9 protein-coding genes are annotated in these 14,435 nt (G+C 47.4%); 8 read left to right on the top strand and 1 reads right to left on the bottom strand.

All coding sequences use genetic code 11. The annotated features are described in order from the left end of the window. The 3 genes from BM099_RS11205 to BM099_RS11195 all read left to right on the top strand — a co-directional run. On the top strand, positions 1-3,423 hold a 3,423-nt coding region (locus tag BM099_RS11205; RefSeq protein ID WP_177201153.1), incomplete at its 5' end, for a putative Ig domain-containing protein. Then, positions 3,424-6,735: an Hpt domain-containing protein gene (locus tag BM099_RS11200; protein WP_090728079.1), complete on the top strand. Its 3,312-nt coding sequence runs from the start codon at positions 3,424-3,426 to the stop codon at positions 6,733-6,735. Positions 6,736-6,789: 54 nt separating this feature from the next. Beyond that, on the top strand, positions 6,790-8,538 hold the full coding sequence (locus BM099_RS11195; RefSeq protein ID WP_244889935.1) for a GGDEF/EAL domain-containing response regulator: 1,749 nt from the start codon (positions 6,790-6,792) through the stop codon (positions 8,536-8,538). A 92-nt stretch (positions 8,539-8,630) separates the two neighbouring features. On the opposite strand, the gene BM099_RS11190 is transcribed toward BM099_RS11195, so the two are convergent. Continuing rightward, entirely contained in the window at positions 8,631-9,767 is a 1,137-nt protein-coding gene (locus tag BM099_RS11190; RefSeq protein ID WP_090728074.1) for a GNAT family N-acetyltransferase, read from the bottom strand. A gap of 66 nt (positions 9,768-9,833) precedes the next feature. On the opposite strand from BM099_RS11190, the gene BM099_RS11185 reads away from it, so the two are divergent. From BM099_RS11185 to BM099_RS11165, 5 genes are all read left to right on the top strand, one after another. Then, complete coding sequence (locus BM099_RS11185; protein WP_090728071.1) at positions 9,834-10,283, top strand: HIT domain-containing protein; 450 nt, start codon at positions 9,834-9,836, stop codon at positions 10,281-10,283. A 142-nt stretch (positions 10,284-10,425) separates the two neighbouring features. Then, a complete protein-coding gene (gene aspS, locus BM099_RS11180) occupies positions 10,426-12,189 on the top strand; it encodes an aspartate--tRNA ligase (RefSeq protein ID WP_090728069.1) in 1,764 nt (587 codons plus the stop codon). Positions 12,190-12,313: 124 nt separating this feature from the next. Beyond that, positions 12,314-13,054 (top strand): YebC/PmpR family DNA-binding transcriptional regulator, encoded by a 741-nt coding sequence (locus tag BM099_RS11175; RefSeq protein ID WP_090728066.1) that lies wholly within the window; start codon positions 12,314-12,316, stop codon positions 13,052-13,054. Positions 13,055-13,257: 203 nt separating this feature from the next. Beyond that, a complete protein-coding gene (gene ruvC / locus BM099_RS11170; RefSeq protein WP_090728064.1) occupies positions 13,258-13,773 on the top strand; it encodes a crossover junction endodeoxyribonuclease RuvC in 516 nt (171 codons plus the stop codon). Between the two features lies 1 nt (position 13,774). Continuing rightward, complete coding sequence (locus tag BM099_RS11165; RefSeq protein ID WP_090728062.1) at positions 13,775-14,434, top strand: trimeric intracellular cation channel family protein; 660 nt, start codon at positions 13,775-13,777, stop codon at positions 14,432-14,434. The last annotated feature ends 1 nt before the right edge of the window (position 14,435 follow it).

The following is a 14,435-nucleotide window of genomic DNA, read 5'->3' as shown; positions in this document are numbered from 1 at the left end:
CTGACGGTCACTAACGTTAACGATGGCAGCAGTGAAATTCTTAACGCCGACGGCAGCGCCATCGTATTGACCAACGGTACCTCGGGCACCACGGCAACCAACATTCTGAGCTACAGCGTCAGCGTCACTGGCAGCACCGCGACGCTGACTCTCAGCGGCGGTACGCTGAGCACCGCGGCCACGCAGACGCTGATCGACGCTATCAGCTATCAGAACAACAGTAATGATCCGAACAGCAGTGACCGGGTGGTGACGATCACCAGCCTGCAGGACAGTGGCGGCACCGCCAACAGCGGTGACGATACGGCGGCGCTGAGCATCGCCTCCACGGTGAGGCTGCTAAGTGTCAATGATGAACCGACTTTAACCGCGACCGGCAGTAATCCGACCTTTACCGAAGGTGGCGCGGCCGTATCACTGTTTAGCGGGACGAGTGTTGATTCTATAGAAAGTGGACAGAATTTAATTGAAATGTGGATATCTGTAGAGGGTGAGGAAGATAACGCAGATGAAATTATCAATTTTGATGGACGCAGTATTGCGCTGCAGAATAGCAATACCGGAAGTACCGATAATTTCAGTGGGTTTCTTGTTTACACGAGTGCCGGTGATAAATTCATCTACCTGACAACAGGAGTCGGCAGCGTAACGCCAGCGGTGCTGGAAGGTTTGATTGATAACATGACTTATCAAAACGACAACAGTAATCCGACCGAAGGGACACGCACAATAACAATCAGAGGGTTGACCGATGATGGTGGCACTGCCAACGGCGGAGATGACTTTAATGCTGCACTGTCGGTTAGCTCCGAAGTGGCTGTCATGGCTGCTAATACAGCGCCATCATTAAGCAGTAATAATTTTGTGCTTTCTGAAGGGGTAACCACCACGATCACTCCGGCTATGCTGGCAGCGACCGATGCTGATGATGCTAATGCAGGGCTTACCTTCACAATCAGTGGCATTTCTGGCGGGCAGTTTGCATTAAGCGGTAATCCAGCTGTTGCCATTACCTCTTTTACTCAAAGCCAGATAACATCAGGTGTGGTTGTCTTTGTAGACAATGGAGATGAAACGACTCCGGCGTTTTCACTATCGGTATCAGATGGTGTTAATACAACAGCAGCCGTGCCGGCGACTATTAATTTCTCCAACGTCAATGATGCGCCAACACTGTCAGCTACCGCCAGCAACCCGACCTTTACCGAAGGTGGCTCGCCGGTGCCGCTATTCAGCGGCAGCAGTGCCGATCCGATTGAAGCAGGTCAGCGGTTTATAAGCTTTACTGTTACTGTCAGTAATGTGCTGGATGGTTCCGAGGAAACGCTTAGCCTCGACGGTGAAGATATTGAACTAACCCACGGTGAGAGTGACGACACCGACAATTTCAACTACACAGTCAGCGTCACCGGCAATACTGCCACTTTGAGCTTCAGCGGTGGATCAGTCACGGCCACGCAGCTTGAGAGCCTTATTAATGGCATGCGTTACGAAAACGACAGTGAAAGTCCAAGCACTGGCAATCGTGTGATCACTATCACTGAATTGCAGGACAATGGCGGCGGTAGCACCGATACGGCCAGCTTGGATGTTGCCTCCACGGTTACTGTTGGGGCTGCCAATGATGATCCGACCCTGAATAACGCCATAAACGATCAGAATGCCACCGAAGACAGCTTCTTCAGTTTTACTTTCGCAGCAGGCACCTTTGGTGATGTCGATGCCGGTGACACGTTAAGCTACAGCGCCGCTTTGCCTGGTGGCGTAGCACTGCCCGCCTGGCTTACTTTTGACGATGCGACCCGTACCTTTAGCGGCACACCGCTGAATGCTAACGTCGGTACTATCAGCGTGACCGTCAGCGCCGATGATGGCAACGGCGGCACTCCTGCTACTGATACCTTCGATATTGTAGTGGCGAACAGTAATGATGCGCCGACCGTCGCCAATCTCATTCCTAACCAAAATGTGACAGAAGATAGTGTCTTCAGTTTTCAATTTGCCGCAAACACCTTCACGGATATGGATGGCGATAGTCTGAATTACAGCGCCACTTTGTCTGGCGGCGTGGCACTGCCCGCCTGGTTAACCTTTGACGATACTACCCGTACCTTCAGCGGTACACCGCTTAACGCCGATGTCGGCACCACCACAGTGGTCGTCACCGCCAATGATGGCAATGGCGGTAGCGTGATCGACCGCTTTGATATTGTCATCACTAACAGCAACGATGCGCCTACCGGCAGCGTGACTATAAACACGGACGGCACCCCTGCTGAAAATGAAACGCTTTCCGTGACCAACGCGCTCGCCGATGACGATGGCTTAGGTGCGATTACCTATCACTGGCAACGTAACGGCAGTGATATCGGCAGCACCGGCAGTAACTACACCCTGGTGGATGCCGATGTCGGACAGACCATCACGGTAGAAGCGCGTTACACCGATGCTCGCGGCACTAATGAAGCCGTTTTAAGTAACAGCATCAGTGGCATAACCAATGTCAATGATGCACCCAGTGGTGCGGTGCTGATTAGTGGCACATTTGCTGAGAATGAAATACTGACAGCAAGCAACACCCTTGCCGATGAAGATGGCTTAGGCACTATTACCTATCACTGGCAGCGTAACGGTAGTGATATTGGCAGCACCGGCAGCAGTTACCTGTTAACCGATGAGGATATGGGTAAGAAGATTACAGTCCAAGCGCGTTATACGGATCTTACGGGCGTGGCCGAGCGGGTTTCTAGTTCACCGTTAATCGCCACTGTAACTGTCGATGATATCGAGTCCGGTTCCAGCGCTCCGCTCGCTGAGAAGGTTTTAGTACCAGCAGAAGTTAAAGAGATTGAAGACAAGGTAGCGGAAGAGAAAGCGCCCGTCACCATCAAAGTGGAAGCGGACAATCCACCAGAAGTGGTTGCGTCAACAGCGGTGAAATTTGTAGCACCTCCTGAACTGCCATCATTTGAACCCAATGAGATTAATACCAATAACATTAAGCCGTTAGCGTTAGCTATCGGCAATCAGACATCGGTCATGACAGATTTGAAGGCCAGTTGGCTGCAACTTTCTGATCCGTTGATGATGGTTAACTCAAGTGGTTTGATGAATGGATTAGATCAAATGGAGAAACAGTTCCAGCAACGTATAGGTTTAGATCAGATGGTAGTTGGCAGTAGTATTGCTATGTCAACGAGCTTGTCCGTTGGTTATGTCGCCTGGTTGCTGCGAAGTGGTGTTTTACTCTCAAGTGTATTGACGTCATTGCCTGCCTGGCGGTTTATCGATCCTTTGCCTATCTTGTCAACGTTGGGTTCAGAAGAGGGTGGGGTTGATGTATATGCTAGCGGCGAAGAGTCACTTGAAGAGTTAGTACAAAAAGATAATACAGACGAAACTCCAGATACCAAGGATCTATAAGTGATAGAACGATTATTTGGTAAACACAGCTCCAAAGCCAGAATTGCTATCGGGCAAGCCAGTATCATTATAAGTTTGGTGCTTATCGCGGCCATACTTGGCTTGTTACCGAATGAAAGCAATATTTCACGCCAGGCGCGTTTGACATTAGCCGAAACGATTGCAACGAATGCCTCGTTGTTCATCACGCGTGCCGATATTAAGCGTATGCATGCCACGCTGGAAGTGACGGTTAAACGTAATCCGGAACTGCTATCGGCAGGTGTTCGTCGCAGAGATGAAGCACTACTCGCTGATATCGCCGATCACTCCATGACCTGGATCCCGGTAGAAGGCGGGGAATCAACGGACACAAATATTGTGGTGCCTGTATGGGAAGGTGAGCAGCAGTGGGGGCAGGTTGAGCTGAGATTCACGCCTATTCAAGCAACAGGCATCTGGGGCTTTATAACTAACCCGGTATCCATCTTTGTACTGTTTCTCAGCATCAGTAGCTTTGTTATTTTCTTCTGGTATCTGGGGAAAATGTTAAAACAGCTTGATCCTTCTCAAGCGATTCCTGACCGGGTGAGGTCGGCACTTGATACCATGGCTGAGAGTTTAATCGTCATGGATGTGAAGCAGAATATTGTGCTGGCAAATCAGGCATTTGCCACATTAGTGGATCGGCCAGCAGAAAAATTGGTTGGGCTTAAAGCGTCCAGTTTTCCATGGAAAGATCATGAGGATGATGACTCCGTTGAAAAGTACCCGTGGAAAATAGCAATGGACAGCGGTAAGCCCATTACTAACCACATTGTTCGCTTGCAGTTATCAGATGATATTAAAAAATCCTTTATGGTGAACTGTTCACCGGTGTTACTTCCCGGAGGGAAAGTGGGCGGTGTCCTCGTCAGTTTAGATGATGTGACAGAGCTTGAAGAGAAAGATATTGAGCTGCGTCGTTCAAAAGATGAGGCTGAAATGGCCAACCGGGCTAAAAGTGAGTTTCTGGCCAATATGAGCCATGAAATTCGCACGCCGATGAATGCCATTTTAGGCTTTACCGAGTTATTACGCCGGGACCGCGGCGGGCTGCAGCCAGAGCAACGTAAACACCTGAATACTATCTCTTCAAGTGGCCAGCATTTGCTGGATCTTATCAATGATATTCTGGATTTATCGAAGGTAGAAGCCGGGCATCTGGATGTAGAGACCATTGACTGTAAACCTGTGCAGCTTATCCAGCAGGTGATGCAGACCATGAAGGTTAAAGCTGATGAAAAAGGACTTGAGCTGAATTTTGTTGCTGATTCAGACTTGCCGGATGTGATCAGTACCGACCCGGGTCGGGTACGTCAGATTTTAACAAACTTAATAGGTAACTCTATTAAGTTTACGGATAAAGGGGCTGTGACGGTGCGTGTTTTTGTGCCTGATCGATCTGACCCTCAATTGCACATAGATGTGGTAGATACCGGTATCGGTATGACGGAGCAGCAGGTTAATTCTGTTTTTGATCCGTTTGTTCAGGCCGATAGTTCAATTACCCGGCGCTTTGGTGGAACGGGTCTGGGGCTTTCTATCAGCCAGAAGTTCGCCCATGCGCTGGGTGGCGATATTTTGGTTAAAAGCACCGCGGGTCAGGGGAGTACTTTTTCTCTTGTATTAGATGTTGATGATTCGGCAGAGACATCCTGGCTGACGGCGGAGGAGTTATTCTTTAAATTTGAACAGGATGAATCACCCGAGAAGTTTACCTGGCGTCTACCCAAAGCGAGCATTCTGGTGGTTGATGATGGTAATGAAAACAGAGAACTGGTGAGGCTGGTTCTTGAAGACCTCGGGTTAGATGTTGTGACTGGCGTGCATGGTCAGGATGGTTTAGAAAAAGTGGCTGCCAGTCACTTCGATATTATCCTGATGGATGTCCAGATGCCCGTGATGGACGGCTATGCGGCTGTTAAAGCAATGAGAGAGATGGGTATAAAACAGCCTGTTGTTGCGTTAACGGCACATGCGATGAAAGGCATAGAAATGCGCTGTATGGAGGCGGGCTATAGTCACTATATGACTAAGCCGATTGATATAGAGGCGTTAATCAGCTTGTTGGCGGAATTGCTCGGCGGTGAAAAAATTATCGGCGCTCACACTGAAAAGCATGCGGAAGTTGACAGAGTCAGTAAACCCGTCATGCCTCACCCAGACAAACGTGCTTCGCTTGAACCGTTAGTCTCCAGCCTTGCCGTCAATGTTAAGTTTTTCGAAATCATCAAACGTTTTGTCAGTAAGTTAGGTTTGCAGATTGAAGCGATGGACGCGGCGCTTGAAACACAGCGTTTTTCAGATCTCGCCGATTTGGCTCATTGGCTTAAAGGTTCGGCGGGGAGTGTCGGCTACGCTATGTTTACTGAGGTTGCACAAGAGCTTGAAGAGGCGGCAAAAGCAGCTGATGCCTCGGCGGTGAGTGAAAACCTGGCAGTCGTTAAGCAGTATCATCAGCGCGCTTGTCTGGGGCTTGAAACGCTCAATGACCCTGGTAATAAGGCAGATGTTGAAAAAAGTGCCGAGAAGATCATAGCCTCGAGCCCCGAAACGAATAGCGAGAAGAGTGCCGAAACCAATACAGAAAATAGCCGCGGTATTCCACCGATTCTGACAACGCCGGCTAAGATAGTTCTGCAATCTACACTCAGTAGCAGTAATGCTAAGTATGAAGAAATCGTACAGCGTTTCGTTGAGCGTTTGCAGGAACAGATTGTCGAGATGCAGCGCGCTATTCTGGTGGCTGATTATCCAGCACTTGCTGATCTTGGGCATTGGTTGAAAGGGTCAGCAGGGAGTTTGGGCTTTGCCGATTTGACAGAGCCTGCGTTAGAGCTTGAAACAGCGGCCAAACGTGCTGATAAAGCAGCTGTCACTGCATCTTTTGAAAAAGTGATGGCATTGGTATTTCGTATCAAAAATATTGATGCTGACCTGCTGCTATCCAAGCTTAAAGGATTGGGTGGTACATCAAAAGCTCTGGGTGAGCAGCCGAAAATACGTTCCAAATTACTCGCTAAAAACGAAAAATTCCGTCCCATTGTTGAACGATTTGTCACCCGGTTGCATGAGCAAGTGGATGCAATGAATAGTGCACATGAAAACATGGAATTTGAGGTGTTAGCTGAGCTGGCGCATTGGCTGAAAGGTGCGGCGGGCAGTGTTGGACTTGATGAGTTTACTAAGTCAGCGGATGATTTGGAGCAATTTTCTAAGGTGAAAAACTTGAAGGACTGCGAATGTGTCTTACACTTAATTAATACAATGGTTAAACAGATTGAAATATAGATTTTTTATAACGCTATATCCTGAAAAGCGGATGTGTAATAGGTGGGTGGCACTGTGAGCTTGAATGATTCGCTGATTATGATGGTTGATGATGAACCGATCATGATTGATTTGATTCAGTTTTTTCTTGAGGATGCGGGGTATCAGAACTTTTTAGGGCAAAGTGATTCTGTTTGTGCTGTAGAGTTAGTGCAGACGCGCAAACCCGATATTCTTTTACTCGATTTAGTCATGCCTGATGTTAACGGCTTTGAGGTGCTGGAATCTCTCAGAAGTATTGAGTCCACCCAGCATCTTCCTATTGTTGTTTTAACCTCTTCCAGTGATGCTGAAACCAAGCTGAAAGCATTAGAGCTTGGCGCAACTGATTTCCTGGCCAAACCGGTGGATCCGAGTGAACTGGTGCTCAGGGTTAGAAATATTCTGACGGTTAAAGCGTATCAGGATCGCTTGACATATACCGATACGTTAACAGAATTGCCCAATCGTAAATTTTGTATCGAACGTTTATCTGAGGCTATGTTATCGGCTCAGGAAAAACAGACTGAGCTAGCGGTTATTGGTATTAAGCTGACCAGTTTTAAAACATTAAATGATAGTTATGGGCCCAGTGTAGGCGATGCTATTTTAAAGGAGGCGGCCGCAAGGTTGCTTAATGGTATTCGTGTTTCGGATCTCAGAGATCATCAGGATACGTCAGAATCGATGAAAATCATCTTTAAAACATCAGGAGATGAATTTTCAGTCCTACTCAGTGATACGCAATCAGATGATGACGTTTCCTTTGTTGCTGAGCAACTTATTAAAGCCTTCGTTGCCCCATTTGAGCTTGAGCAACATAGTTTGTATATCAGCATTAGTCTGGGTATTGCTGTGTATCCCGGGGATGGCGATTCAGCTGAAGTTATTATAAAAAATGCCAGTTACGCTGCGAATAGCTCTGCAGATGATGTACCGGGGGGGCTACAATTTTACTCTCAGGAAGCGAATCAGCATTTGCAAGACAGAATGCAGATGCAGCAGGATTTAAAGAAAGCGATCGAAAATGATGATTTTTATTTAGTCTATCAGCCACAAGTAGATGTTGTGACTGGCAGGGTCAGGGGCGCTGAGACTTTATTAAGGTGGACGCATCCGAGTCAACGCGATATCTCTCCCGGTATATTTGTCCCGGTGGCTGAGCAATGCGGTTTGATGGAAGAAATCGGCTCGTGGGTTTTTAAGCATGCTTGCCGTCAGGCCGCTTCCTGGCAGAAACAAGGCATGGATGACTTTTCCGTTTCTGTGAATGTGTCCAGTCAGCAGTTCCAGGCGCCCGGGTTTGTTGAATTTGTCACGGCTTGTCTTGAGGAGACTCAGGTGATCCCGGAAACGATCGTTGTCGAGCTGACTGAGAGTCTGGCGATGACTGATCTTAGTAAAACAGATCATGTTTTGCGACAGTTAAAGGCGCTGAAGGTGAAGATATCCGTTGATGATTTTGGTACCGGCTATTCATCATTAAGTTATTTAAAAAGCTTCCCTTTGGATGAATTGAAGGTGGATAAGGCTTTTGTTGACGGCCTTCCTGATAATAAAGGTGATCAGGCGATTACGTCAGCTATTATTACCATGGCTAAGAAACTCAATTTTTTGGTGGTCGCCGAAGGTATAGAAAACCAACGACAAGCGGATTACTTAGGGGCGGCGGGATGCGATCTGTTTCAGGGGTTCCATTTTTCCCGTCCTTTAAAAGTTGATGATTTTAATGCCTATCACAAGCTGCACAGTCAGGTAGCCGAAGTGTATTTAGCTGAGGGTTGATCTAGCTAGAAGGTAGTCAGTTATCAGGTTTTTCGTTAAAAAGTTGTTGGTTAAAAGCAGGGCGATTTATTCGCCCTGTTTACTCCTCTTGTTTACTCCTCATGTTTAAAAGGTAAGCCTTTTGCCAGCTCGGCAATGTGACTGTCCATCAGTGGTGTTTCTTCCTGCAGAAAATGAGCGATGGCGTTACTAAATGAAGGGTTGCTAATATAGTGGCTTGACCAGGTTTTAATGGGTTCAAAGCCTCGTTGTATCTTGTGCTCGCCTTGAGCGCCAGGATCAAAGCGCTTCAGTCCATGCTTGATGCAATATTCAATGCCTGTATAGAAACAGGTTTCAAAGTGCAGGCTATCAAACTCTTCAAGGCAGCCCCAGTATCGTCCATAGAGTGTTTCGTCATCCTTCAGGCACAGCGCTGTTGCGACATACTCAGCATTATATTCTGCTGCAAACAGTACCAGTTGTTCCGGCATCGAGTGAATCAGGCGCATAAAAAAATCCTGATTCAGATAGCCCTGCCTGCCGCGCTTTAAATAGGTCAGGTGGTAACAGCGATAAAACGTTTTTAAGAGTGTTTCTGTGATCTCGGCGCCTTCAAAACAGCGAATGCTAACCCCTTGATCAGCGACTTTACGGCGCTCACGTTTCACATTTTTTCTTTTGCGTGAGCTGAAGCTCTGCAGGAAATGCTCAAAGCTGGTGTAATCTCTGTTAAACCAGTGAAACTGAGTCCCTAAGCGGCTTTGGAACCCCTCATTTTCGAAAAGTATCTGTTGGTTTTGTGGAAGAAAAAGGCCGTGCCAGGACGAGGTTTTCTTTTCTATGGATATTTGTCTGATGACCTGCGTTAGTATCGGCACTATCTCTGAGACAGGCTTATTGGTGGCAATACGCGGGCCAGATACAGGAGAAAAAGGTATTGATGTTAGTAGTTTAGGGTAATAGTCTAAACCATGTCGTTGGTAGGCATCTGCCCAGGCCCAATCAAAAACGTACTCGCCATAAGAGTGGCTTTTTAAATACAAAGGTAAAATGGCGATACAGCTATCATCTTCATAAAGGCGCAGATGCAAAGGTTGCCAGCCGGTCTGTGAAGTAACAGCACCGCTGGACTCTAGCGCTTCAAGAAACTCATAACGAAGAAAGGGGTTGGATGTGCCTGCCAGCCGATTCCACCCCTCTAAGCCGATATGGGATATGCTCTGTGATAGATCAAAACTATATGTCATGTTTTATACTGTTATTCATGGCTGCTATTTTCAATGTAATTAAGCGACTTATTTTAGGGGATTACAATGGACGAATTAGAATTGGAATTTGAGCTTGATTCTCGTTTAGCGAATGATTGTATCGTATTAGGTGACTTTCCGCTGAGTCGATTGTTACTGATGAACGATGCAAATTATCCATGGTTTATCCTGGTTCCGCGTCGCGCGGGTGCCACAGAAATTTATCATCTCTCACCCCAGGATCAGCATCAGTTAATAGACGAGTCTTCTGAACTGGCCGAAATCATGGCGGATAGCTTTTCTGCGAGGAAAATGAATATTGCAAATCTGGGTAACATGGTTCCTCAGTTGCACCTGCATCATGTCGCTCGTCATGAAGGTGATCCTGCATGGCCGGGTCCTGTCTGGGGTAAACAGCCGGCAGTGCGCTACAGCGAAGAGCAGATTGCACAGATCCGTAAACGTGTTGAGTCGATGTTAGTCGGTGAAGTGAGTTTCGTTGCCGGGAAAAAATAGGCGCGTATAGTCGCTGTAACGCTGCATTAAATCAGGTATAATTTTGCGCTTTGTTTAGACCTGATTTTTGGTGATGCTGTCAGGCAGCAGCCGGTATTTAGCATTCAGTATATAGCCAGTATATAGATAGGAACAGTAAACTATGCGCAGCCATTATTGCGGCGATTTGAGAAAAGAACACATCGGCGAAGAAATTACATTGATGGGGTGGGTGCACCGTCGCCGCGACCATGGTGGGGTCATCTTTCTTGACGTACGCGATCGCCAAGGCATCGCTCAGGTCGTTTTTGATCCAGAGCGTGAAGAAAGTTTCGCTATCGCTGACAGTGTACGAAGCGAATATGTTATTGAAATTAAAGGCCTGGTGCGTCATCGTCCGGATGGAACAGTCAACAGTGACATGCCTACCGGCGAAATCGAGGTGATGGGTCTTGAACTTATTATTCTGAATAAAGCTGAAACGCCTCCTTTCCCATTGGATGATCATCAAAAAGTCGGTGAAGATGTACGCTTGCGTAACCGCTTTATCGATCTGCGTCGTCCGGAAATGCAGGAAAAACTGCGTTTTCGTTCCAAAGTAACCTCTGAGATTCGTCGTTATCTGGACGAGAACGGTTTTCTTGATATTGAAACACCGATTCTGACACGTGCTACACCTGAAGGTGCGCGTGATTATCTGGTGCCTAGTCGCACACATGAAGGTTCATTTTTTGCGTTGCCGCAGTCGCCACAGCTGTTTAAGCAGCTACTGATGGTGTCGGGTTTTGATCGTTATTACCAGGTTGCAAAATGCTTCCGTGATGAAGATTTGCGTGCCGATCGTCAGCCAGAATTTACTCAGATCGATATTGAAACTTCGTTCATGAATGAAGTTGAGATTATGGGTATTGCCGAAACGATGATTCGCAAGCTCTTCAATGAATTGATGGCTGTGGATCTGGGTGATTTCCCACAGATGCCATATGCTGAAGCAATGCGACGTTATGGTTCAGATAAACCGGATTTGCGTATTCCAATGGAGTTGGTTGATGTCGCTGATCTGATGGCGAATATCGAGTTTAAAGTATTTGCCGGCCCGGCAAACGATCCTAACGGTCGTGTTGCTGCGCTAAAAGTACCGGGTGGCGCGTCATTAACCCGTAAGCAGATTGATGAGTACACCAAGTTTGTCGGTATTTACGGTGCGAAAGGTCTGGCGTACATCAAGGTTAATGAAGTAGAGAAGGGCGCTGAAGGGCTGCAGTCTCCTATCGTTAAATTCCTCGGTGAAGAGGTGGCGATGCAGATCGTTGAACGTCTGCAAGCGCAGAATGGCGATCTGATCTTCTTCGGTGCGGATTCAGAAAAAATTGTTAATGAAGCAATTGGTGCTCTACGTATTAAGGTCGGTGTTGATCTGGATATGCTGGTATCTGAATGGGCGCCACTGTGGGTGGTTGACTTCCCAATGTTTGAAGCTAATAGCGATGGTAGCCTGTCTGCATTGCATCATCCGTTTACAGCACCAAGCTGTTCAGCACAAGAGTTGGAAGCAAACCCTACAACGGCACTGTCGCGTGCTTATGATATGGTATTGAACGGTACTGAGTTGGGTGGTGGTTCTATCCGTATTCATGCACAGGATATGCAGCGTACGGTTTTCCGTACCTTGGGTATCAGTGATGAAGAAGCGGAAGAAAAGTTTGGCTTCCTGCTGAATGCACTGAAATATGGTGCGCCTCCGCATGGTGGTTTGGCATTTGGTCTGGATCGTCTGATTATGCTGATGACAGGTACGGACTCTATTCGTGAAGTGATTGCCTTCCCGAAAACACAGAGCGCTGCTTGTCTGTTGACGGATGCGCCCGGAGTAGTCAGTGCTGCTCAGTTACGTGAGTTGAACATCAAGCTACGCAGAACACCGTAAACTCCTACAGCGTAACTTCTGCTCGTGACAACTGTGGCTATGAAAGTAGCCACAGGTAATCTCTTACCTGATATGAATTACAATAAATACGCTATCCGTTATCGGTTTGTTATTGAGGTATTCTATGGCTGGTCATTCTAAATTTGCTAACATCAAACACCGAAAAGCGGCGCAGGATGCAAAGCGAGGCAAGGTCTTCACGAAATTGATTCGCGAGCTGGTAGTGGCAGCGAAAGAGGGCGGCGGTAATCCTGATGACAACCCTCGTCTGCGGGCTGCGATAGATAAAGGCCTTGGCGCTAATATGAAGCGCGATACGATTGATAAAGCGATTCAACGAGGCGCTGGTGGTGCTGAGGGCGAGAACTATGATGAGCTTACCTATGAAGGTTATGGTTCTGGTGGTGTCGCTATTCTTGTTGAAACCATGACCGATAATGTCAACCGTACCGTTTCTCAGGTGCGTTCTGCTTTTTCCAAAGCGGGTGGAAATTTGGGCACCAGTGGCTCGGTTTCTTATCTGTTTGAGAAAAAAGGACAGCTTTCATTTGAAGCGGGTGCTGATGAAGAAACCATTATGGACGCCGCGCTTGAATTGGGCGCGGATGATGTAGTGAGTAATGACGACGGCTCAATCGATGTGTTCACAGCACCGGCTGACTTCCTTGATGTAAAAGACGGATTGATAAAAGCGAGTCTTGAGCCTGCTCATGCCGAAGTCGCTATGATTGCATCGACCACCGCTGAACTGGATGTAGAGGGAGGACGTAAAATACTACGTTTGCTCGATACGCTGGAAGATCTCGATGATGTACAAAATGTATATCACAATGCCGAGATTCCTGAAGAGTCTATGCAAGAGTAGTGATGGACTTAATCCATCTATATTAAAGCCGAGGCTCTGCTAACCACAGTGCATCGGCTTTTCTGATTGAGCGCTGATGCTATCAGTCGACAGACGAATCTTTGCTGGTCGCTGGCTAAGCTGTTGCTAAGTCTGTGCTGAGCCACTGAGTGCTCAGTCATCGTTAATCAACTTGGTTCGGTCAGTAATAACAGGACGATTGGATGATAATTCTGGGAATAGATCCGGGGTCACGTATTACTGGCTACGGTTTGATTAATGTCGTGGGTGCACGAAATGAATATGTCGCCAGTGGCTGTATTCGTATTAAGGGTGATGAGCTACCGGATCGTCTTAATCAGGTGTTTAGCGGTGTTAGTGAAGTGATCCGTCAGTTTATGCCGCAGGAGATGGCGATTGAACAGGTCTTTATGTCACGTAATGCGGATTCTGCTCTTAAGCTTGGACAGGCACGAGGCGTAGCCATTGTTGCCGGCACTCAGCAGGGAATACCGGTATTTGAATATGCGGCACGTTCAATAAAACAGGCTGTGGTGGGCAAGGGTTCTGCTGATAAAGTGCAGGTACAGCATATGGTGACTCAGATATTGAAACTTCCCGGGTTGCCGCAAGCCGATGCGGCCGATGCATTAGCAATAGCGTTATGCCATGCGAATACACGCTTAGGCATGATTAAAATGGCAGGTACAACAGGGCGTCGACAAGGGCGCTGGAGATAACATGGACTACGCATCACTTATTTTTATTGCTGAATTGATCGGTGTATCAGTCTTTTCTATTACCGGCGCGTTAGCGGCGCAAGGAAAACGCATGGATATTCTCGGCGTCGTGGTATTGGGAATTGTCACCGCGCTTGGCGGAGGTACGGTTCGTGATATCACGCTCAATGCTTATCCTATCGGTTGGGTGGTGAATAATACCTATCTATGGACCGCCATTATTTCTGCTGTAAGTGCTTTTCTTGTCTGTCGGTATTTCTTGTATCCGCGCAGAACTATGCTGGTATTGGATGCGGCAGGTTTAGCTTTATTTGCTATATTAGGTGCTGAAAAAGCGATGTCGCTTGGCGTTGGTCCTGTCATCGTGGTGATGATGGCCTGTATTACAGGCTGTGCGGGCGGGATGATAAGGGATATATTGACGCGGGAAATTCCGCTGATTTTGCACAGAGAAGGCGAGCTTTATGCGACATGTGCCATTTTAGGCGCTGTCTTTTATGTTGTGTTTTATGGGCTGATTGAAGAAACCGTGTTAGCGATTGCCTCGATGCTGATTATATTCGTACTGCGATTGGCGGCTGTTTTTGGTGACCTTTGCTTGCCCGAATTTATCGTTGCAGGACATAAGCTGGAATCACCGGATGAGGCAAGGGATCGCTGAA

The sequence above is a fragment of the Neptunomonas qingdaonensis genome, from assembly GCF_900113275.1.
GTDB classification, from domain to species: Bacteria; Pseudomonadota; Gammaproteobacteria; order Pseudomonadales; family Balneatricaceae; genus Neptunomonas; species Neptunomonas qingdaonensis.
This window is presented reverse-complemented; position numbering and strand designations above follow the sequence as displayed.